Origin of the sequence: Yersinia vastinensis (genome assembly GCF_044905075.1) — a bacterium.
Taxonomy (GTDB): domain Bacteria; phylum Pseudomonadota; class Gammaproteobacteria; order Enterobacterales; family Enterobacteriaceae; genus Yersinia; species Yersinia vastinensis.
On record NZ_CP173260.1, the window covers coordinates 177,551 to 200,815 of the forward strand.

The following is a 23,265-nucleotide window of genomic DNA, read 5'->3' on the forward strand; positions in this document are numbered from 1 at the left end:
ATAAATTAGATGTATCGCAGAGGTTTATTATGAATAAAGATCGTGTGAAGTTGGCAATCGCTCCTATTGGTTGGACAAATGACGATATGCCAGATTTAGGTAAAGAAAATACTTTCCAACAATGTATTAGTGAAATGGCATTGGCTGGTTTTACCGGTAGTGAAGTCGGCAGCAAATATCCACGAGACCCTAAAATACTAAAGCCGATGCTTGAACTACGTGGCATACAGATTTGTAATGCTTGGTTCAGTACTTTTTTTGCCGATGATCAGCGCGCAAAAACGATTGATGAATTTATTAATCATATGAATTTCCTCCATGAAATGGGAGCAAAAGTCATTGGTTGTTCAGAGCAAAGTAAAAGTATTCAGGGAACAACAAAAGCGGTCTTTGAAGAGAAACCTTATTTTACTGATATTGAATGGCAGCGTGTCGCCGATGGTTATAACGAGTTAGCCAAAATTGCTGCCACAAAAGGGATGCAGGTATGCTTGCACCACCATATGGGAACAGGGATTCAAACTAGCGAAGAAATTGATCGTTATATGAGTATGGTTAATGATGATGTTTATCTGCTTTTTGATACCGGCCACGCCTATTATTCTGAGGGCAGTCAGCAGGCAATGTTAGCTATTCTGGAGAAATACTTACCGCGTATTAATCATGTCCATCTTAAAGATGTCCGTGATGAGGTGGTCGCAGAAGTTAAAGCGAAAAAACTCAGCTTCCTTGATGGTGTGAAAAAGGGGACGTTTACTGTTCCCGGTGATGGTGTTATCGACTTCCGACCAGTGTTCAAGTTACTGGATGAAAAAGGCTATCAAGGATGGATGGTGGTCGAAGCAGAACAAGACCCAGCTATTGCTAACCCATTTGAATATGCAGTAAAAGCTCGCCACTATATTAAAGAAACGGCGGGTATTTAGCGCTCTGTTCGGCCCCTTTAAGCTGCAAGGGATAACATAGTAATGTCATCCCTTGCAGGTTAGCCTGATATTTTGACTCGACCCATATGATACGCATCAACAAACTGGCCGTCTCGGAAAGCGAATCGTGGGCTAGTGCCTTCAATTTCAAATCCAAATTTATGATACAGGGCGATTGCTGCGGCGTTATCGACAAAAACAGTCAACTCAATACGCTGTATATTCAGCCAGTTATCGCATAAATCTATCATTGTTGCCATCAGCGCACTGCCGACACCGTTGCCACAGCAATGTGCATCCACTGCAATGCCGAAAGTGGCGACATGGCGGCGGCGAGCGCGTTGATTTGCTTCAACAGTGAGCTGGCCAACGATTTTCTCATCAATACATGCAACCAGATTATGCATACCTGCTGGCAGTTCTTTAATTCTTTTGGCCCACATCTCTTGAGATGGTAGGGGTAGCTGTAATGTGTCGCGATATACCTGCGGATGAGAAAATAACTGCTGTAAGGCCGGATAGTCAGCGGTTTCCACATGGCGGATCTGGACATTTTTCATAAAGATACCCTTACTCTTACTGTTTGAATTACCTAATAAAATATCGATTTATCCCTCTGAGTCAAGAATATTGCGAGTGGTGAAAAAAAACACTTTACAAGTGAGAGTGATAATGATTATCATTGTCGTGCTTTCCGGTGAGACCATCAAAGTGTAGATGTTCACATTATGAAGGCACGACATTGCTCACATTGCTTCCAGTGTTTACTTAGCCAGCCGGGTGCTGGCTTTTTTTTTGCTTATTTTTTTGTTACCTATCTTGGTTAACCCTCACTTTGCTTCCCTGTTGGTCAGGTTTTCTCTCTAACGACTTTAAATTCAAATCATTTGTCTATTAACTAATGAGTCAGTCGAATTTTTTGAACAGAGGCGTGAGTTTTTTGCGCTTTCATATTCTCCAGCGACATCTAGACTAAAGAAAACGTTGAGGAGAACTGAACATGATTTATTTACGCAAAGCAGAAGAACGTGGCCATGCTAATCACGGTTGGCTGGATAGCTGGCATACCTTCTCATTCGCCGATTACTATGATCCAGAATTTATGGGTTTTTCAGCACTGCGAGTGATTAACGAAGATGTTATCGATGCCGGCCAGGGTTTTGGAACTCATCCACATAAGGATATGGAAATTCTAACTTATGTGTTGTCTGGTACTGTTGAACACCAAGACAGCATGGGTAACAAAGAACAGATTCATGCTGGTGAATTCCAGATAATGAGTGCGGGTACGGGTATCCGTCATTCAGAATATAATGGCCGAGACGACCAACCGTTGCATCTGTACCAGATTTGGATTATCCCGAATAAAACTGGCTTAGAACCTCGCTATGAGCAGCAGATGTTTGATATCCCGCAAGGACGGCAACTGGTGCTATCCCCAGATGCTCGTGATGGTTCGCTGAAAGTGTTCCAAGACATGACATTATGGCGCTGGGCGTTGAAACGTGAAGAGCAGTCCATTTATCAGATTCAGGCAGAGCGCCGCATCTGGATACAGGTCGTGCGCGGTAACGTGTCCATCAATGGCCATCGTGCAAGTACCAGTGATGCCTTTGCTATCTGGGATGAAGCTGCACTTTCTATTCATGCCGATGAAGACAGTGAAATCCTATTGTTTGATTTGCCACCTGTTTAAGTTAACTAAACAAGGGTATGCGCGTCGCGTAATACCCTTTTTTTTGCTAGAATAGCGCATCATTTACTCAGCCTCAGTTCATTGATAATGAAGAAAAAAAGGCCAGTGCTACAAGATGTTGCTGATATGGTTGGGGTCACTAAAATGACGGTCAGCCGCTATTTGCGTAATCCACAGCAAGTTTCTGCGGTTTTACAGGAAAAAATTGCGCTGGCACTAGATGAACTTGGTTATATTCCTAATCGTGCCCCTGACATCCTCTCTAATGCAACGAGCCATGCTATTGGCGTATTGCTCCCATCGTTAACCAATCAGGTTTTTGCCGAGGTGCTGCGCGGTATCGAGAGTGTGACTGATGCCCATGGCTATCAGACAATGCTGGCGCATTACGGTTATCAGAAAGAGCGTGAAGAGCAGCGGCTGACTTCACTACTCTCCTACAATATTGATGGTTTGATCCTCTCCGAACGCCACCATACGGCTCGGACATTGAAAATGATTGAAGTCGCGGGTATTCCGGTTATTGAGCTAATGGATTGCTCCTCGCCCTGTATCGATTTGGCCGTAGGTTTTAACAACTTTGAAGCCGCACGACAGATGACTCAGCAAATTATCGCTAAAGGCCATAAGTTCGTGGTGTATTTTGGCGCTCGTCAGGATGAGCGTACGGTTATCAAGCAACAAGGTTATGAACAGGCGATGCGTGAATCTGGCTTGACGCCGATGAGTGTGATGACCAGCCGTTCCTCATCCTATTCTGCTGGCGCGGAGTTATTACGCGAAGCGCAGGTGAGCTACCCGCAGATTGACAGTATTTTCTGCACTAATGATGACTTGGCCATTGGCGCGGTATTTGAGTGTCAGCGTCAAGGGCTATCTATCCCACATGATATGGCGATTGCCGGTTTTCATGGTCATGATATTGGCCAGTCGATGGTGCCGAAACTGGCCAGTGTGCTGACCCCGCGCGAAAGAATGGGGCAAATTGGTGCTGAGCGCTTGCTGGCTCGGTTGCGCGGAGAGGTGGTAACACCCAAGATGGTTGACGTCGGTTTCACCATCCTCCCCGGCGGCAGTATTTAAATCACCGTCGCTAACAGCAAGCAGCCAACTAAGCCGCAGACTGAAATGATGGTTTCCAACACCGACCATGACTTAAAGGTTTCGACAATCGTCAGGTTGAAGTATTCCTTGAACAGCCAGAAACCCGGATCGTTGACGTGAGAGAAAATCACGCTACCGGAACCCACAGCAATAACCATCAACTCAGGGCTGGCTCCTGTGGTGGCGATTAACGGTGCGACGATACCGCCGGCAGTAATGGCGGCAACTGTCGCCGAACCCAGAGCGATACGTAACACGGCTGCAATTGACCATGCCATCAGAATTGGTGATAGACCGCTGCTATTCATCATGCTGGCAATATAGTGGTCAACGCCACTGTCGACTAATACCTGCTTGAAAGCACCGCCACCCCCGATAACCAACAGCATCATCGCGATGATTTTTATGGAGTCGGTCACGGTATCCATGACAGATTCCATTGAACGGCCACGGTTTAAGCCAAAGGTGAAAATGGCAATTAACACTGCAATCAGGGTTGCAATTACCGGGTCGCCGAAGAACTCGGCATAAGAGAGAATCGGGTGGCCTTTGGGCAGAATCATTTCCGCCACTGCTCGCAATGCCATCAAAATAACGGGCACCAACGCAGTGCTGACACTGACCCCAAAGCTCGGCATCTCTTCATCGGTGAAAGTTTTTGGGTTGTACAGCCCTTCAGGGACTGGCTTATCAATGCCTTTCAAGAAGCGAGCAAATACCGGGCCGGCCAGAATAACTGTTGGGATCGCCAGCAACGTCCCATATAGCAAGGTCTTGCCCATATCAGCGTGGAAAATGGTCGCTATAGCAGTAGGGCCGGGATGCGGTGGTAAGAAACCATGCGTCACCGAAAGCGCAGCGGCCATCGGGACACCGACATACAATAAGGGAATGCGGGCTGAAGCTGCGATGCTAAATACCAGCGGCAACAATAGTACGAAGCCAACTTCATAGAACAATGCAAAACCGACAGTAAAACCGGTCAGTACCACAGCCCACTGAATGTGTTTTTTACCAAACTTATCAATTAGGGTGGTGGCGATTCGTTGAGCGCCGCCGCAGTCTGCCAGTAATTTACCGAGCATAGCCCCGAAGCCCATAATCAGCGCTAGGCTACCCAGTGTTCCACCGACCCCAGCTTTGATTGAGCCGACCACTTTATCAACGGGCATCCCTTGCATAACGCCGACCGCGAGTGCGACCAGTATCAAGGAGATGAACCCATTGAGTTTGAAACGAATCATCAGTAACAGCAGCATGGCAACGCCAACTGCGACAATGACTAATGGCATAGTATTTCTCCGCTTACTTAGGGTATATATCGCTTTTAGTTTTAGTTTGCAGTCAGCCTTTTCCGGCCAGCGTGATTGCGCGATTGCGTTCTATAGTGATGTTCTATCCTTTGTGATAACAGTCACATCTCCATTTGTTACCGGTATCATGATACCGGTAACATGGTAAAATACGGAACCATAGAGAGCGGTAAATTCCCATTCTGAGATAGAGATCAAAATTATGGCAGGACGTAGCATTATCGTGATGGGCGTATCGGGTAGCGGTAAAACCACCGTGGGAGAAGCAGTGGCTCGCCGAATTCATGCCAAATTTATTGACGGTGATGACCTGCATCCCCGTGCCAATATTCAGAAGATGGGCAGTGGGCATCCGCTCAATGATGAAGATCGGATGCCATGGTTAGAGCGCTTAAGTGATGCGGCTTACAGTTTGAATCATAAGAACGAAACCGGAATTATTGTCTGTTCGGCACTGAAGCGTCGCTATCGCGATCGCCTGCGTGAAGGCAACCCGGAAATGGCTTTTTTATACCTGAAAGGCAGTTTTGACGTGATTATGGAACGGCTAAAAGCCCGCGCAGGCCATTTCATGCCTACCGATCTGTTGAAAAGCCAGTTTGACGCTCTCGAAGAGCCAGGTTCAGAAGAGCCGGATGTTATCTGTGTGGATATTGATGCAGATATTGATGAAGTGGTGGCGCGGTGTGTTTTGGCATTGGGACAACATGGCTCGTGATTGGGAGTCATTGATTAGTGAGTGGGATTGGTTTACATGATATCGGTTCCGATTGAAAATCGATCTGCCCCTTTGCTGACTCCCGAGCTTCAACTGAGCAGGCCAGTTTCCTGCTCAGTTGAAGTGGCTGAGATAAGTTCATTAATGGGCAATGATCAACCGAACGGGATCACCAAGCCACGCCCCCAAACGCCCCATACAAATCACTTCATTAAATATGCTCGCACGCCGTCCAAAAACATCTGTGTTGATAGCATGACCAAAATTAACCCCATTAACCGCTCCAATGCACTGACGCCTTTACTGCCAAGCAAGCGCAGAAACAGATTCGACATCAATAAAATAGCAGCGGATAAGCCCCAGGCAATCATCAACGCCAGTACTAAATGACTGAGCTGATTAGGATACTGATGGGATAACAACATCAATGTCGCAAGAATGGATGGACCCGCCACTAATGGGATGGCCAAGGGAACCAAGAAAGGCTCTTCCCCAGCCGATAACCCGGTCACATTGCTTTCGGGGGAGGGGAAAATCATCTTAATCGCGATTAAAAACAAAATGATGCCGCCAGAAATCGACACGGTTTCAGTACGCAGATTCAGAAATGCCAAAATCTTTTCACCTGCGAAGAGGAAAATCAGCATCAATATCAGGGCAATCAGCAATTCGCGGATCAATACCACTCGTCGCCGTTTAGGCTCCAGATGTTTGAGCACCGACATAAAAATCGGCAAGTTTCCTAACGGGTCCATAATCAAAAACAGCAACACAGTTGCCGCGATCATCTCTGTCATTTTTACCTCAAAAGGCCCTAAAAGACCGGCGTTTCCAGCCAGTCAACGGCACATATTAGGAAGATTGCTTTGAATCATTCTGGTATCGAATAATTTAACTTGCCACTTTGTCCATATTTTGTAAGGTGGTATCCGGTCTATGTTCGTCAGCTTGCCGTACATAACGTGCAGCGATGCAAGATAGACATCCATTAATCGGTGTCACCTTCCAAGGCAGGACAGTAAACATGAAAAACGTTGGTTTTATCGGCTGGCGCGGTATGGTCGGCTCAGTCCTCATGCAACGCATGATTGAAGAACGCGACTTTGACGGTATCCGCCCAGTCTTTTTCTCTACCTCTCAACACGGTCAAGCTGCTCCCGCTTTCACGGGGCAACAAGGCACGTTACAAGATGCCTATGATATTGATGCATTGAATGCATTGGATATTATCATCACTTGTCAGGGGGGAGATTATACCAACGAAATTTATCCAAAGCTGCGAGAAACTGGCTGGCAAGGTTATTGGATTGACGCAGCTTCTTCTCTGCGTATGCGGGATGACGCGATTATTATTCTGGATCCGGTTAACCACAACGTCATTCAGCAAGGGCTGGATCACGGTATCAAAACATTTGCCGGTGGTAACTGTACCGTCAGCCTGATGCTAATGTCATTGGGTGGTTTGTTTGCCAATAATCTGGTTGAGTGGGCATCTGTTGCAACTTATCAAGCGGCATCCGGTGGCGGTGCGCGCCATATGCGTGAATTACTGACCCAAATGGGCATGCTGCATGCGGGTGTGGCTAAAGAGTTGCAAGACCCCGCTTCTGCCATTTTGGATATTGAACGTAAAGTGACAGCGGCCACCCGCAGTGGCACTTTACCGACCGATAATTTTGGTGTCCCGCTGGCTGGTAGCTTGATTCCATGGATCGACAAAGCGCTAGATAACGGCCAGAGCCGTGAAGAATGGAAAGGCCAAGCCGAGACCAATAAAATTCTGAATACCGGTAGCGTAATTCCGGTTGATGGTCTGTGTGTCCGTATCGGCGCACTGCGTTGTCATAGCCAGGCCTTCACACTGAAGCTGAAAAAAGACGTACCATTGCCAGAAATTGAGCAATTACTGGCAACTCATAATGATTGGGTTCGCGTTATTCCGAACGACCGCGAACTGAGCATGCGTGAACTGACGCCAGCTGCGGTCACTGGTACATTGAATACACCGGTTGGCCGCCTACGTAAATTAAATATGGGGCCAGAGTACCTTTCAGCCTTTACCGTCGGTGACCAGTTGTTATGGGGCGCGGCAGAACCACTGCGCCGTATGCTGCGAATTCTAATGTAATCAGATTTCCCCAAATGCATGATAACGCCTTGATCTTATGGTCAGGGCTTTTTTGTTTAGTGAACCTACTTATAGCAACTGACTAATATTCATCTCTTCCATTAAACGATAATTGTCTGAATAATCTACTGGTATAGCGATGACTGCAGGGCCTTGTATATCCATCGCCAGATGTAATTTATGAGTGAGTTCATCGGCGGATTCTACGGCAAAGCCTTTTGCGCCAAAGGATTCTGCATACATCTTGAAATCAATAGGGCCGAAATGGACACCTGATGGTCGGTGATATTTTTTCTGTTCTTGAATTTCCACCATGTTGTAGCCGTTATCGACCCAAATAATATGCAGCACATTACTTTTTAGCCGAACGGCAGTTTCCAGTTCCATACTCGATTGCATAAAACCCCCATCTCCTGAGACAGACACTACTTTTTGCTGTGGATTCACAAGTGCTGCAGCAATGGCCCAAGGCAGCGCAACTCCCATCGTTTGCTGGCCGTTTGACATTAGAATTTGGCGGCTACGGAAGCTGTAAAGATAGCGGGCAATCCAAATATGAAAACTCCCCATATCGACACAAAGCGTGACGTCACGGTTGACGATATCCTGCATTGCTCGCACCAGGCGAAGAGGGTGGATAGCGAAGCCGCTCATGTGGCTGGCCCGGTTAGCCAAATCGAGGCGCTGGCGTGCTCGATCTTCCAGTATTGCCTGTGTTTGGTGAGTTAAAATTAATGGGCCGTTGATCAGCTCATTCAATGCATCCAATGTGGCGGCGATATTGCCCAGCAGCTCTTTTTCGGGTTGATAAGCGATGTCTATCTCGGCGGGTAAAATATCTATATGTATGAGTGTTGCCTGCCCGGTATTCCATAGCGCTGGGTCATACTCCACCGGACTGTATCCGACGGTGATAATTAAATCGGCTTGTTGCAGTAGCTTGTCACCTGCCTGATTATTAAATAACCCGACCCGCCCAGCAAAATGGTCAAAATGTGTTTGTTCAACGACCCCTGCGGCCTGATAAGTGCTGGTAACCGGTATTTTGCTGTGACGAAGAAAGCGTCGTATCGCTTGCGCATTTGCCGGTTGGCTCGCCATCAATCCAAGTAACAAGATAGGATTTTTAGCTTGGTTGAGTAATCTCGCTGCAGCAATAACTTCATCGCGTGGGGCACTGCCGTTTTGTGGGCAAGTTTGATGGATTAGTGCATGGCTGGTGATGGGTTTATTAAGAATATCTTGTGGCAGACTCACGAAGGCGGCACCCGGTCTGCCAAATTCCGCAGTGCGAAATGCATTGCCCAGCACTTCAGACAGCGCCGCAGAAGCGGTTACTTCTGCACTCAATTTGGTTACTGGGCGGAAAATACTCACGGTATCCATACTTTGGTGGGTTATTTTCAAGCTGTCGGCCCGTTTGACTGCACCACCTAATGCGACTACCGGGTCCCCTTCTGAGGTGGCCGTCGCCAGCCCAGTCACCAGATTGGCACAACCCGGTCCGGATGTCACCAGCGCGACACCGGCTTTGCCCGTCAGGCGGCCTACGGCCCCGGCCATAAATGCGGCATTGGCTTCGTGACGCACCACGATGGTGTTGATACGGGAGTCTTCCAGTGAATCAAATATCCGATCAATTTTAGCGCCGGGGATACCGAAGACTTGTTTCACACCTTGCTGCTCTAAATGATTAACCACCAGATCGGCACCGCATTTCCAGACCTGCACATTGGATTCTCTCTTCATGATATTGCGTCCTTTATTTTATAGATTTAGCTATAACTCGTTATTTATTAAATAATTACAGCCTATTAACTCTCTACGGCGCGGATAACATGACTCAAATTTAGAGGAGAGAGGTCTGCGTGGAGAAAATCGGGGTCTTGCGGCAGGTCGATAACCAATTTTGTTACGGTGCCAAATGTCAGCATGCCGTTTTCGAGTTGGTAATCCAGTACGTGGCCGCCGCCACTGCGGTCATCGGTAATAAAATGTTCGTGATAGCCGGCAACGTTGATTCCTTGAGTATATTTGGGGCTACGAAACCCGATGATGGTGCCACTGAGACGCTCAAATTCAAATGTAGGTTGCTCGGCAATAGCCTCAAGCATAGGTTTATACGGGCGTTTTTGGCAGGGGACGGTACGAGTTTCAACATGGTTGAACATGCCATCAATGCGTAGCGCACAAAACAAGTTATCTGATTCGGCGACGTCATTAATGACATTATGAAGTTGGCTGCGGCCCATTTTATGCGTGAAGCTGCGTTTTTCTGTTGGTTGGAAAAACGTCATCACCGCAAAAGGGGTTTTCTGTTCTGGCGGCGCTGACTGAGCACTGCCATCGGCACGCAATTGGTAAATTTTACTGTTTAATGCAACCAATTCACCATCAAGATTATTAAATGTTCCTAATCCAAAATCACCGTGTTTAAGCAATTCGGCCATCGTGATATGTCCTTCATAAACCCCACTTATCAACGCGCTCATAAGTGATGTTTGGTAAATAATGCACTCGGGATGCCATTTTTTATAGTTAGCAAAGCTGTCAGTAACCTCTTGAGTACATGAACAATGTGGTGCGAATGATGGATTCATACTGTTCTCTCTTCATCAATAACATAAATTATATTTATATATAAGGTTGACGCTGAAAGAGCATAAGTACCAATATAGGAGGCTCACTTTCTTGATATCGAAAAAATATGGAACTACGTTATCTACGCTATTTTGCTGCAGTGGCTTCAGCCCGTCACTTCACTCGGGCGGCTGAAAAGTTGGGTATCTCACAGCCTCCATTAAGTCAGCAAATTCAAAAATTAGAGCGGGAGATTGGGGCACCGCTGTTGCGTCGCTTAACGCGTGGAGTTGAACTAACCGCGGCGGGGAAAGCATTCTATGCAGATGCTTGTCATATATTAATGCTCACAGACGAAGCAGTAGAGCGGGCGAAAAGTATCGCGCGTGGGGAAACAGGTAAGTTACGGGTCGGTTTTGCCAGTTCGACCGCTTTTCAGCCCTTGGTATTGCAGTTACTGCATGCATATCGGGAGAAATACCCTGAGGTGATATTGTCGCCCTGTGAAGAGACGATGCCGGTCTTAATGAATGATTTGCATAATGAGCACATTGATGTGGCCTTTATCCGTCAGCCGTGTGATGCCAGCAATGAATTTACCTGTAAGGTGCTGGAGGAGGAAGATATGCTGCTGGTGCTGCCACATCACCATCCGCTACAAGATTGCCCTAGAGTTAACTTGAAGGCTCTACAGTATGAAAAACTGATTATTTTTCCGCGAGAAGTTGGCCCCGGGCTATTTGATGCCATTATCAGTGCCTGCTACCGCGCCGGATTCCAGCCAACATTAGGGCAACAATCACCACAGATGGCCTCCGCAATCGGGATGGTTGCTGCTGGATTCGGTTTTACTCTGGTTCCTCGTTCACTGACTGCTATTCAGGCCAACAACGTGACTTATCATGAAATTGACGACAACCAGCTAAAAACCAAAATTACATTGGCATGGCGACGGCATGAGCGATCAGCCGCCGTGCTTAACATGGTGAGCATTATTACTCACCGAGATAAGCCGAGAAAGTGAGTGCTAACTTTCATTCACGGTAATAAACGGCAGTTTAATAATGATGCGGGTGAATTCCTCAGCCTTGCTTATGACGGTCACACCATATTCATTGCCGTAACGCACCTTTATTCGTCTATCTACTAGGTTCATGCCTAGCCCATCACCATTAGGTCGTGGCTGATATAAGCCCGCATTATCTTCAACTTCCAGTACGAGCACGTTGTTATCCAGTTTGCCGTGCAACCTGATTTGTCCATTGCTGAACATCTGCGATATACCGTGTTTAATGGCATTCTCAACCACAGGCTGGAGGGAAAATGCAGGCAAGCGTGCCTCCATTAAGTTGTCTGGCAATGCCATTTCGACACTCAGACGATCAGCAAAACGCGCCTTTTCTATTTCCAGATAAGCATTCACATGCTCGATTTCATCACTCAATGTGACCACATCATGGCTTCGCTTGAGGTTCTTGCGGAAAAATGTCGATAGGGATAACACCAGCTTGCGGGCATGGTCTGGATTGCGGCGGATCACCACTGACAATGTATTGAGCGCATTAAACAGGAAATGGGGGTTGACCTGAGCATGGAGTAGTTTGATTTCAGATTGGGCCAGCAGCTGTTTCTGTTGTTCGAATTCGCCCGCCAAAATCTGCGCCGACAGCAGGTGAGCAATACCTTCTCCCAACGTACGGTTAATGCTGGAGAATAATTTACTTTTTGGCTCGTATAACTTGATGCTGCCAATGACCCGATGTTCTTCGCCCCGCAATGGGATAACCAAGGTAGAACCCAGTTTACATGTTGGTGAAATTGAACAGGTATAGGGCACGGCGTTGCCGTCGGCATAGACGACCTGATTTAGCTCAATCGCCCGGTGAGTATGCTCTGAAGTGATTGCGCTCCCTACTCTATGGTGGTCAGAGCCAGTACCGATAAACGCCAGTAACTTTTCACGATCGGTAATAGCGACTGCGCCAACCCCCAGCTCTTCGTACAAAATGCGCGCCACCCGCATGCTATTTTTCTGGTCAAACCCATGCCGAAGTAGCCCCTCCGCTCGTGCTGCAATTTGCAATGCTTTGGCAGAGAATGCGGTAGTGTATTTTTCAAAAATAGCTCTTCGGTCTAATAAGATGCGCATAAACATGGCGGCACCGATGGTGTTGGTGATCATCATTGGCAACGCAATGTTTTCTACCAGCTCGACGGCTTCGGTGAATGGGCGGGCAACCGCCAAAATAATCAGCATTTGCAGAACTTCAGCCACCAACGTAATGCCCGCAACGACCAGTGGTTGGAATAACAGGTCAAGGCGATTTCTGCGAATCAAATAGCTGTGCAGGAACCCACCTAACAACCCTTCAGCCACGGTGGATAACATGCAGGCGGTGGCGGTCATTCCTCCCATAGAGTAGCGGTGCAACCCACCAGTCAGTCCCACCAAAAAACCGACCGAAGGGCCGCCGAGTACCCCCCCCAATACGGCACCGATGGCGCGGGTATTAGCGATCGAATCTTCAATATGCAAACCAAAATAGGTGCCCATGATACAAAACATGGAAAACGTGAGGTAGCACACCAGTTTGTGGGGCAGCCTAATGGTAACCTGCATTAAGGGGATAAAAAGCGGTGTTTTACTCAACAGATAGGCAATAACCAGATACACACACATCTGTTGTAAAAGGGAAAAAATCAGTTCGACCTGGCTCACGCCCATGTTAGATGACCACTGTAAGTATTATGACTATTTATGTCTGCCGCTATTGTATCCAGATTTCAGTGCGGAGAAGTTAACCCGTCTCTTTTTTTAAGAAAAAAGCCCTCTGGGCCGAATATCGTGTCAGTTTCTTGTTTTGTACATTTCATTTGGCAAGTTACGCTTTTTTTGGCGTGACTCATAAAGACATTTTCTTCATATCAGTGCCTTTTATGTAGCTCAAATGCCTCTTTTCTCACCAAATTGCATGAGAAAAAATTTCATTAATCATAAGCCGATTTTTTTACCATCCATTGACTATGCTTATAGATTGGAAAAGAAAAGTTTGAAGGCTGTGCGCTTTTTAGCAAGAAAACGGGTTAAGGCATTAAATCCATTTATTGACCTTGATCATGTCTCATACATTAAATGGATTGCATGATCTCAATGTTAGAATTTGAGGCCTTTATTCAAATTTTGTCATGAAATCATGTTATTAATCGAAGGAAGAAGATATGTCAGTACTTCCCGACCGTCAGGTGATTAATCAAATTATTTCAGGCCATTATGCCGATCCTTTTTCCGTGTTAGGGATGCACCAAACTGCGCAAGGTATACGGGTATGCGCGTTACTGCCTGATGCCAAAGAAGTCTGGCTGGTGGACACCAAAAATGGGCGAAATGTTGCTCAGTTTACCCAAGAAGACCCACGTGGTTTTTTTATTGCTAAACTCCCTCGCCGTAAAAACCTATTTCGCTATCAATTAGCCGTGACTTGGCAAGAAAGCACACAAATCATCGAAGATCCCTACCGATTCGGTACATTATTGCAAGATATCGATAGTTGGCTGCTAGCCGAAGGGACTCATTTACGCCCTTATGAACGTTTAGGCGCACATTTGATGAGTCTTGACGGTGTTGAGGGGGTTAGCTTTGCTGTGTGGGCGCCGAATGCCAAACGGGTATCTGTGGTTGGCGAATTTAACTTTTGGGATGGTCGCCGCCATCCGATGCGATTACGACGTGAAAACGGCATTTGGGAGCTATTCCTACCCGGTGTTCAGGCGGGGCAGCTCTATAAGTTTGAGATAATCGACTGTAACGAACAAGTGCGCTTAAAGGCGGACCCTTATGCGTTTGAAGCTCAGATGCGGCCTGAAACGGCATCTTTAATTAGTCCGTTGCCCGATGTGGTGGCAAATACCCCTCGGCGGCAAAAGGCCAATGACTTACGCTCCCCGGTATCTATCTATGAAGTGCATCTTGGCTCGTGGCGTCGTCATACTGAGAATAACTTTTGGCTCAGTTACGGCGAATTAGCCGACCAATTGGTTGAGTATGTTAAATACATGGGCTTTACCCATGTGGAATTATTGCCCATCAATGAGCATCCCTTTGATGGGAGTTGGGGCTATCAACCGCTGGGACTGTATGCTCCGACCCGCCGTTTTGGTACGCCGCAGGATTTCAAGGATTTCGTCGCCAAATTCCATGAGGCAGGGATTAACGTCATTCTTGACTGGGTTCCCGGTCATTTCCCCAGTGATGAACATGGCTTATCGACTTTCGATGGCACTGCCTTATATGAATATGCCGATCCGCGTGAAGGCTATCATCAGGATTGGAATACCCTAATTTATAACTATGGTCGCAACGAAGTTCGTAACTATCTGGCAGGTAATGCTTTTTATTGGATGGAGCGTTTCGGTATTGATGCATTGCGTATTGATGCTGTCGCCTCAATGATTTACCGCGATTACAGCCGTGCTGAAGGACAATGGGTGCCGAATTACTACGGCGGGCGTGAAAATCTGGAGGCCATCGCTTTCCTGCGCTATACCAACCGTACTATTGGTGTTGAGCGCCCCGGTGGTGTGACTATGGCCGAGGAATCTACCGATTTCCCAGGCGTGACATTACCCCCCGATGCGGGTGGATTAGGCTTCAACTACAAGTGGAATATGGGCTGGATGCACGACACGCTCAATTACATGCAATGCGACCCTGTTCACCGCAAATATCACCATAATTTAATGACTTTCGGTATGTTATACGCCTATACCGAGAACTTTATTCTACCGATTTCTCACGATGAAGTGGTCCATGGTAAACGGTCGATATTGGATCGTATGCCGGGCGATGCATGGCAGAAGTTTGCTAATCTGCGTGCCTATTACGCCTTTATGTGGGCGCATCCGGGCAAGAAATTACTGTTTATGGGATGCGAATTTGCGCAGGGTCGTGAGTGGAATTTCGATACCAGCTTGGATTGGCACCTGCTGGATGATGAGAATGGCTGGCATACCGGTGTGCAACGACTGGTGCGCGACCTTAACCATTGTTATCAACAAAATGCACCACTATATGAGTTGGATTATCAGCCTGAGGGCTTTGAGTGGTTGGTGGTGGATGACCATGAAAACTCAGTATTTGCCTTCCTGCGCAGAGATTCAAATGGTCAGGAACTGATTGCTATCAGTAATTTTACCCCTGTTCCGCGTTATGAGTACCGTGTGGGGATTCCACATGAGGGGCATTATCGTGAAGTCCTCAATTCCGACTCGGCGTTTTACTGCGGCAGTAATTTGGGCAATCAGGGGGGGATTGACAGCCAACCTGTAGCCAGCCATCACCATGCGCACTCTTTGCAGCTAACATTGCCACCTCTGTCGACAATTTATTTGTTGCGGGAGGGGTAGGATGGTCCGTTTGACAAGTGGTTTTCCGACTCCGAGTGGTGCTCACTTTGATGGGACTGGAATAAATTTCACACTCTTCTCAGCCAATGCTGAGCAAGTTGAACTGTGCCTGTTTGATGATAACAATCAAGAGCTGCGTATCCCGTTACCTGCTCGTACAGGGGATATTTGGCATGGCTATCTTCCGGGGGGGAAACCGGGGCAGCGTTATGGCTACCGGGTCAGTGGGCCATTCTCCCCGCAACAAGGTCACCGTTTTAATCCTAACAAGTTACTGATCGACCCCTGTGCTCATGCGCTAGACCATAAAGTAGGGGATGACCCCAGTTTGAATGGCGGGGTTAACCATCCTGATGAGCGAGACAGTGCTGCCGTCGTACCTAAATGTATTGTGGTTCACGAGGAATACGATTGGCAGGGTGATCGTTCGCCTGTCATTCCTTGGGGCAATACTGTCATTTATGAAGCCCATGTGCGCGGTCTAACCCGACTGCATCCTGATATCCCCTCTGACTTGCGTGGTACTTATGCCGCTCTGGCCCACCCGGCCATGATCCGTTATTTGAAAACGCTGGGTATTACGACGTTGGAACTGCTGCCAGTGCAATTTCACGTTGATGAGCCACGGTTGCAGAAGATGGGGCTGAGTAATTATTGGGGTTATAACGTGCTGGCTCCTTATGCTGTTGACCCTGACTATGCCTCGGGCCGTGAGGGTATATCTCCTCTGCGAGAGTTACGGGATGCGGTTAAGGCACTGCATAAGGCGGGTATTGAAGTGATCCTCGATGTGGTGTTCAACCACAGTGCGGAGCTGGATGTTTTTGGTCCGACTCTATGCCAGCGCGGGGTCGACAATGCCAGCTACTACTGGCTAACTCCCGAGGGTGACTACGACAACATGACGGGCTGCGGCAATACATTGCGGCTCAATCAGCCTTATGTGATGCAGTGGGTCATTGAATGCTTACGTCATTGGGTTGATAGCTGTCATATCGATGGTTTCCGTTTTGATTTGGGCACTGTTCTGGGCCGTACACCGGGTTTCGATCAGCATGCGCCATTCTTTGCGGCTCTCGCCGCTGATGAGCGGCTCAGTACCTGCAAAATGATTGCGGAGCCTTGGGATATAGGCTGGGGAGGTTACCAATTGAGCCAATTCCCCGCTGGTTTTAGCGAATGGAATGATCAGTATCGCGATGCGATGCGTCGTTTCTGGTTACGGGGCGATTTACCTTTAGGGGTCTTTGCCCAGCACTTTGCAGCATCAAGCAATTTGTTTAAACAGCGGGAGCGTTTGCCTTCTGCCAGCATTAACCAAATTACCGCTCATGACGGCTTTACTTTGCAGGATCTGCTGTGTTTCAACCAAAAACACAACCAAATCAACGGTGAAGAAAATCGTGATGGCAGTGATAACAATCTTAGTAATAATTTTGGTAGTGAAGGTTTGGTGGCTGATGAAGCTATCTGGCAACGACGTAAGTCGTGTCAGCGGGCATTACTGACCACCTTGCTACTCTCACAAGGAACGCCGATGTTGCTTGCAGGCGATGAGCATGGCCATAGCCAGCAAGGCAACAACAATGCGTATTGTCAGAACAATATTCTCACCTGGCTTGACTGGGGCAGCGCGGATACTTCATTAACGGCGTTTACCGCTGAACTTATTCGGTTACGCCAACAAATTCCGGCTCTGATTAAAGACACTTGGTGGGAAGACGGTGATGGCAATGTGCAATGGTTGGATAGTCAAGGACAAGCGCTGAGTGATATGGCCTGGGAGCAGGGTTGTCAGAAGCAGCTACAAATTCTGTTATCTCGGCGCTGGTTGTTGGTCATCAATGCAACTGACCAACCCTGTGAAATGCATTTACCTGTGGGGGAATGGGTGGTGGTTCCTCCTTTTGAGCCGTCAGAGCATACAGAGCCGTTAACCGTATGGAACGGGCCTGCTTATGCCGTTTGCGTGCTCGCACAGAAATTTTAAGGAGTCGTCATGGTTAAGTATGAAAACAAAGATCCGCTGATGTTAGCCAGATTATTACCGAATAAATCTGTGGCACTGATTCTGGCGGGAGGGCGGGGTACAAGGCTAAAAGACTTGACCGATAAAAGGGCTAAACCTGCGGTACATTTCGGTGGTAAATACCGGATTATCGATTTTGCGCTGTCTAATTGCCTGAACTCTGGTATTCGGCGTATTGGGGTGATTACTCAGTATCAGTCTCATTCTCTGGTTCAGCATATTCAACGTGGCTGGTCATTTCTTAATGAGGAAATGAATGAGTTTGTTGATTTATTGCCTGCCCAGCAGCGTAATAGTTCTGAGCAGTGGTACAGAGGCACCGCAGATGCGGTTTACCAGAATCTGGATATTATTCGCCGCTATAACGCGGAATATATTGTCATTCTGGCCGGTGATCACATCTACAAGATGGATTATTCGCGCATGCTCATTGACCATGTAGAGAAAGGGGCGCAATGCACCGTTGCTTGTATTCCAGTGCCAATTAAAGAGGCCACTGAGTTTGGTGTCATGGAAGTTGATGAGGATTACCAGATAACCGCCTTCTTTGAAAAGCCTGATGACCCTCCTGCAATGCCAGGCCGCCCAGATACGGCGCTGGCGAGCATGGGTATCTATGTTTTCAATGCCGACTACCTGTTCAAATTATTAGAAGAAGACCGGAATACCCCGGAGTCTACCCATGATTTTGGGAAAGATTTAATACCGAAACTCACAGAACAACGCGTCGCTTATGCCCACCCGTTTGATCTTTCCTGTGTCACATCGAACTCTGAGCTGCCACCTTATTGGCGTGACGTTGGGACGTTAGATGCTTACTGGCGAACTAACCTTGACTTAGCCTCGGTGACACCTGAACTGGATATGTATGACCGTTCCTGGCCCATTCGCACCCATATGGAGCCGTTGCCTCCGGCTAAATTTGTGCAGGATCGTTCAGGCAGCCACGGTATGACCATGAACTCACTGGTGTCCGGCGGTTGTATTGTTTCCGGCTCGGTTGTGGTGCATTCCGTGTTATTCCCGAGGGTTCGGGTGAATTCGTTCTGCACCATTGATTCTTCCGTGTTGCTGCCAGATGTTCATATTGGGCGCTCATGTCGTTTGCGTCGTTGCATTATCGACCGGGCTTGCCACATTCCAGAGGGGATGGTTATCGGGGAAAACGCAGATGAAGACAGCGCCCGTTTTTATCGTTCCGAGGGCGGGGTGGTATTAGTGACCCGCGAGATGCTAGCCAAATTGGCTGAAAAATAGGGCTATTTTATTTGCCACTTTGAACTTGGGCAGTGCGAAAAATCTTCACGTACCACGTGTACGCTCCGGGTTTTGTGCGCTGGCCGCATCTAAATTGGCTGCCACAATAACGCTCATTTGGGTCACTTTTAGTGAGAAGTGAGTGAAACCAGATGGATGACCAGGAGTGATAATGCGGGTCTTACACGTATGTTCCGAGCTATTTCCCTTGCTGAAAACAGGTGGATTGGCTGACGTTGTTGGTGCTCTACCTGCCGCTCAAATTGCTGAGGGGGCCGATGTTAGGGTTATGCTACCGGGCTTCCCTGACTTGCGTCGAGGTATTCCAGATACCGTGTTGGTCAGGGAGATAGATACCTTTGCTGGGCGTGTTTCATTACGTTATGGTCATTATCAAGGGATTGGTATTTATCTGATTGATGCTCCGGGTCTTTACGATCGCGCAGGTAGCCCCTACCACGACCAATCTTTATATGCTTACGCCGATAACTATCGCCGCTTTGCATTGCTGGGGTGGATGGCTTGTGAGCTGGCTTCTGGACTCGATGGTTACTGGCGTCCAGAAGTGGTACACGCCCATGATTGGCACGCGGGGCTGGCCTGTGCATATCTGGCAGCACGGGGGCGGCCTGCACGATCGGTATTTACCGTCCATAATTTGGCTTATCAAGGATTGTTCTCAGCCAAACATTTAGCTGAGTTACAACTGCCCGCAGCATTCTTCCAAATGTACGGGTTGGAGTTTTATGGCCAAATTTCCTATCTGAAGGCTGGGCTATTCTTTGCTGATCATGTCACTACCGTCAGCCCGACTTACGCTAAGGAGATTACACAGCCAGCTTTTGGCTACGGTATGGAAGGGCTGCTGCAAGAACGGGCCAATCAGGGACGATTGACGGGTATCCTCAACGGTGTAGATAGTGATATTTGGGATCCGCAGAGTGATGCTTTACTGCATGCCCGTTATGATGCAGAAAACCTGCAAAAGAAAGCTGTGAATAAAGTGCACCTACAAACCACGATGGGGTTGGAGGTGACGGAAAAGAAACCTATTTTTGCTGTTGTGAGTAGGTTAACGGCACAGAAAGGGCTGGATTTAGTGCTGGAGGCGTTGCCTGATTTATTGAAACTAGGCGGTCAACTGGCTGTCTTGGGGGCTGGGGACGCCATTCTACAAGAGGCATTTTTGGCCGCAGCAGCAGACTATTCCGGTCAGGTTGGGGTACAAATAGGTTATCACGAGGCATTTTCTCACCGAATTATTGCCGGTGCGGATGTGATTCTGGTGCCGAGCCGGTTTGAACCTTGTGGGTTAACGCAATTATATGGTTTGAAATATGGCACTTTGCCACTGGTCCGGCGTACGGGCGGGTTGGTAGATACCGTGGTGGACTGCGCGCTAGAAAATCTGGCGGATGGCAGCGCCTCGGGGTTTGTGTTTGATGAATGCGATGCGCAGGCATTGGTACAGGCGATACGCCGTGCTTTTGTACTGTGGAGTCGGCCAAAACATTGGCGCCATGTTCAACGCCATGCAATGGGGCTGGATTTTGGTTGGCAAGTAGCAGCGGCAGAGTATCTGTCACTTTATCGGCGTCTTTAATTGCTGGTTGGTTAGAAATACGATGGCTTGTAACCACGAATTGGGAAAACCGCTATGACATCACCGTTCAGTTATACCTCACCCGTTGTCAGTGTGGATGCGCTGAAACACTCCATTGCCTACAAACTGATGTTTATTGTTGGCAAAGATCCTTCGATTGCGACTCAGCACGATTGGCTGAATGCGACTTTATTTGCTGTGCGAGACCGTATGGTCGAACGATGGCTGCGTTCTAACCGTGCACAATTATCACAAGATGTCCGGCAGGTTTATTACCTGTCGATGGAATTTTTATTGGGGCGAACACTCTCTAATGCACTGTTATCGATGGGGATTTATGAAGATATCGAGCAGGCATTGGATGAAATGGGTCTCAGTTTTTCTGAGCTGCTACAAGAGGAGAATGACCCCGGCTTAGGTAATGGTGGGTTAGGGCGCTTGGCTGCCTGCTTTCTCGACTCACTGGCTACACTGGCCCTGCCGGGACGTGGTTACGGCATCCGCTACGAATATGGCATGTTTAGCCAGAAAATAGTTAATGGCCAACAGATGGAGTCGCCAGATAACTGGCTGGAATATGGCAATGCTTGGGAATTCCCACGGCACAATACTCGCTATAAAGTACGTTTTGGTGGGCGTATTCAGCAAGAGGGTAGCAAAACTCGTTGGTTGGAAACCGAAGAGATTCTTGCTTGTGCTTACGACCAAATCATCCCCGGTTTTGATACCGATGCGACAAATACACTGCGCTTATGGTCTGCGCAGGCCAGTAACGAAATCAATCTGGGTAAATTCAATCAGGGCGACTATTTCGCCGCGGTAGAAGATAAAAACCATTCAGAAAACGTATCGCGGGTATTGTATCCCGATGACTCGACCTACTCAGGGCGTGAGTTGCGCTTACGGCAAGAGTACTTTTTAGTCTCAGCGACGGTACAGGATATTCTGAGTCGCCACTGGACGATGCACCAAACGTTTGACAATTTGGCCGATAAGATTGCGATTCACCTCAACGATACCCATCCGGTGCTTTCTATCCCTGAAATGATGCGTTTGCTCATTGATGAACATAAGTTTACCTGGATGGATGCTTGGGATGTGGTGCAGCAGGTTTTCTCTTACACCAACCACACACTGATGAGCGAAGCGCTGGAAACCTGGCCAATCGATATGATTGGTAAGATCCTGCCACGACACCTACAAATTATTTTTGATATCAATGATCATTTCCTCAAATTGGTGCAGGAACAGTATCCAAACGAGCCAGACTTGTTGTCGCGGGTATCCATTATTGATGAAAGTAATGGTCGTCGAGTGCGCATGGCGTGGCTTGCGGTGATTGCCAGCCACAAAGTCAATGGTGTCTCTGCCTTACACTCCGACTTGATGGTGCAGTCGCTGTTTGCTGACTTTGCTCGCATTTTCCCTAATCGTTTCTGCAATAAAACCAACGGAGTTACACCACGGCGTTGGCTGGGCTTGGCTAACCGACCACTAGCGAAAGTTTTGGATGAGAGTATTGGCCATAACTGGCGGACAAATTTGAACCAACTGAGCGAACTGGAAAAGAATCTTGATTATCCGAGCTTCTTGCAGGCACTGCAAAAAGCCAAGTTAGAGAACAAAAAACAGCTGGCCGCTTATATTGCTGAAAAGCTGAATATCGTGGTGAATCCGGCAGCATTGTTTGATGTGCAGATCAAACGTATCCATGAGTACAAACGGCAATTGTTGAATGTGTTGCATGTCATTACCCGCTACAACCGCATTCTTGAAGCGCCAGATGAAAACTGGGTACCACGGGTCGTTATTTTTGCCGGTAAAGCGGCTTCGGCTTACTACAATGCCAAACAGATTATTCGGCTGATCAATGATGTAGCCAAGGTGATCAACAATGATCCGCGGATTAACAATTTACTGAAAGTGGTGTTTATCCCGAACTACAGCGTCAGTCTGGCGCAGTTGATCATCCCTGCCGCTGATCTTTCTGAACAGATCTCGCTGGCAGGAACCGAGGCTTCTGGCACCAGTAACATGAAGTTTGCACTCAATGGCGCGTTGACTATCGGCACCTTGGATGGGGCGAATGTTGAGATCCGCGAACACGTGGGTGAGGATAATATCTTTATCTTCGGTAATACCACCGAGCAGGTAGAAGCACTGAGGGCCAACGGTTATAACCCACGGAAATATTACGATGATGACCCAGAGCTGCATCAGGTATTGACTCAAATTGCGACAGGTGCTTTTAGCCCCGAAGAACCGAATCGCTATACTAGTTTGTTTGATTCACTCGTTAATCTAGGGGACCACTATCAATTGCTGGCGGATTATCGCAGCTATGTGGATACCCAAGAGAAAGTGGATAGGCTTTATCGCCATCCGGATGAATGGACGCGCAAAACACTACTCAATATTGCCAATATGGGATATTTCTCTTCAGACCGAACCATTGAAGAGTATGCCGATGAAATTTGGCATATTAAACCTATCCGATTGTAATTAAAT

17 protein-coding genes are annotated in these 23,265 nt (G+C 47.7%); 11 read left to right on the forward strand and 6 right to left on the reverse strand.

What is annotated here, in order from left to right; genetic code table 11:
* Window positions 1–29: 29 nt before the first annotated feature.
* Entirely contained in the window at window positions 30–926 is an 897-nt protein-coding gene (gene iolE, locus ACIOG0_RS00660; protein ID WP_050140022.1) for a myo-inosose-2 dehydratase, read from the forward strand.
* A gap of 59 nt (window positions 927–985) precedes the next feature.
* On the opposite strand, the gene ACIOG0_RS00665 is transcribed toward iolE, so the two are convergent.
* On the reverse strand, window positions 986–1,486 hold the full coding sequence (locus ACIOG0_RS00665) for a GNAT family N-acetyltransferase (protein ID WP_050099516.1): 501 nt from the start codon (window positions 1,484–1,486) through the stop codon (window positions 986–988).
* 440 nt (window positions 1,487–1,926) lie between these two features.
* On the opposite strand from ACIOG0_RS00665, the gene ACIOG0_RS00670 reads away from it, so the two are divergent.
* Both ACIOG0_RS00670 and gntR read left to right on the forward strand, forming a co-directional pair.
* Window positions 1,927–2,622 carry a pirin family protein gene (locus ACIOG0_RS00670; RefSeq protein WP_050099517.1) on the forward strand — a complete coding sequence of 232 codons (696 nt, stop codon included), beginning with the start codon at window positions 1,927–1,929 and terminating at the stop codon, window positions 2,620–2,622.
* Window positions 2,623–2,709: 87 nt separating this feature from the next.
* Window positions 2,710–3,705, forward strand: coding sequence for a gluconate operon transcriptional repressor GntR (gene gntR, locus ACIOG0_RS00675; RefSeq protein WP_050140021.1), 996 nt, complete (start codon window positions 2,710–2,712; stop codon window positions 3,703–3,705).
* Here gntR and gntT read toward each other — a convergent pair.
* Entirely contained in the window at window positions 3,702–5,018 is a 1,317-nt protein-coding gene (gene gntT / locus ACIOG0_RS00680; protein WP_050099519.1) for a gluconate transporter, read from the reverse strand. The two genes, gntR and gntT, sit on opposite strands and share 4 nt — an antisense overlap.
* Before the next feature lie 223 nt (window positions 5,019–5,241).
* Here gntT and ACIOG0_RS00685 point away from each other — a divergent pair, with 223 nt between their 5' ends.
* On the forward strand, window positions 5,242–5,757 hold the full coding sequence (locus tag ACIOG0_RS00685; protein WP_050099520.1) for a gluconokinase: 516 nt from the start codon (window positions 5,242–5,244) through the stop codon (window positions 5,755–5,757).
* 203 nt (window positions 5,758–5,960) lie between these two features.
* Here the strand turns inward: ACIOG0_RS00685 and ACIOG0_RS00690 are convergent, their stop codons facing one another.
* Window positions 5,961–6,554, reverse strand: a complete 594-nt coding sequence (locus tag ACIOG0_RS00690) for a YhgN family NAAT transporter (protein ID WP_032911111.1) — start codon at window positions 6,552–6,554, stop codon at window positions 5,961–5,963.
* Window positions 6,555–6,781: 227 nt separating this feature from the next.
* Between ACIOG0_RS00690 and asd the strand changes: the two genes are divergently transcribed.
* Window positions 6,782–7,885, forward strand: a complete 1,104-nt coding sequence (asd, locus tag ACIOG0_RS00695; RefSeq protein WP_050099521.1) for an aspartate-semialdehyde dehydrogenase — start codon at window positions 6,782–6,784, stop codon at window positions 7,883–7,885.
* 69 nt (window positions 7,886–7,954) lie between these two features.
* On the opposite strand, the gene alsS is transcribed toward asd, so the two are convergent.
* Window positions 7,955–9,634, reverse strand: coding sequence for an acetolactate synthase AlsS (alsS, locus tag ACIOG0_RS00700; protein ID WP_050099522.1), 1,680 nt, complete (start codon window positions 9,632–9,634; stop codon window positions 7,955–7,957).
* 65 nt (window positions 9,635–9,699) lie between these two features.
* Window positions 9,700–10,485 (reverse strand): acetolactate decarboxylase, encoded by a 786-nt coding sequence (budA, locus tag ACIOG0_RS00705; protein ID WP_050099523.1) that lies wholly within the window; start codon window positions 10,483–10,485, stop codon window positions 9,700–9,702.
* Between the two features lie 107 nt (window positions 10,486–10,592).
* Between budA and ACIOG0_RS00710 the strand changes: the two genes are divergently transcribed.
* A complete protein-coding gene (locus tag ACIOG0_RS00710; protein ID WP_050099524.1) occupies window positions 10,593–11,489 on the forward strand; it encodes a LysR family transcriptional regulator in 897 nt (298 codons plus the stop codon).
* A gap of 3 nt (window positions 11,490–11,492) precedes the next feature.
* On the opposite strand, the gene ACIOG0_RS00715 is transcribed toward ACIOG0_RS00710, so the two are convergent.
* Window positions 11,493–13,190, reverse strand: coding sequence for a sensor histidine kinase (locus ACIOG0_RS00715; RefSeq protein ID WP_050099525.1), 1,698 nt, complete (start codon window positions 13,188–13,190; stop codon window positions 11,493–11,495).
* 494 nt (window positions 13,191–13,684) lie between these two features.
* On the opposite strand from ACIOG0_RS00715, the gene glgB reads away from it, so the two are divergent.
* The 5 genes from glgB to glgP all read left to right on the forward strand — a co-directional run bounded on the left by glgB (window position 13,685) and on the right by glgP (window position 23,259).
* Window positions 13,685–15,868: a 1,4-alpha-glucan branching protein GlgB gene (glgB, locus tag ACIOG0_RS00720; RefSeq protein WP_050099526.1), complete on the forward strand. Its 2,184-nt coding sequence runs from the start codon at window positions 13,685–13,687 to the stop codon at window positions 15,866–15,868.
* Window position 15,869: 1 nt separating this feature from the next.
* Complete coding sequence (gene glgX / locus ACIOG0_RS00725; protein WP_050295728.1) at window positions 15,870–17,858, forward strand: glycogen debranching protein GlgX; 1,989 nt, start codon at window positions 15,870–15,872, stop codon at window positions 17,856–17,858.
* 9 nt (window positions 17,859–17,867) lie between these two features.
* The gene (gene glgC, locus ACIOG0_RS00730) at window positions 17,868–19,154 is read left to right on the forward strand and encodes a glucose-1-phosphate adenylyltransferase (RefSeq protein WP_050099528.1); all 1,287 of its coding nucleotides are present in this window, start codon (window positions 17,868–17,870) and stop codon (window positions 19,152–19,154) included.
* 172 nt (window positions 19,155–19,326) lie between these two features.
* A complete protein-coding gene (gene glgA / locus ACIOG0_RS00735) occupies window positions 19,327–20,757 on the forward strand; it encodes a glycogen synthase GlgA (protein WP_128451424.1) in 1,431 nt (476 codons plus the stop codon).
* A gap of 54 nt (window positions 20,758–20,811) precedes the next feature.
* Entirely contained in the window at window positions 20,812–23,259 is a 2,448-nt protein-coding gene (glgP, locus tag ACIOG0_RS00740) for a glycogen phosphorylase (RefSeq protein WP_050099530.1), read from the forward strand.
* The last annotated feature ends 6 nt before the right edge of the window (window positions 23,260–23,265 follow it).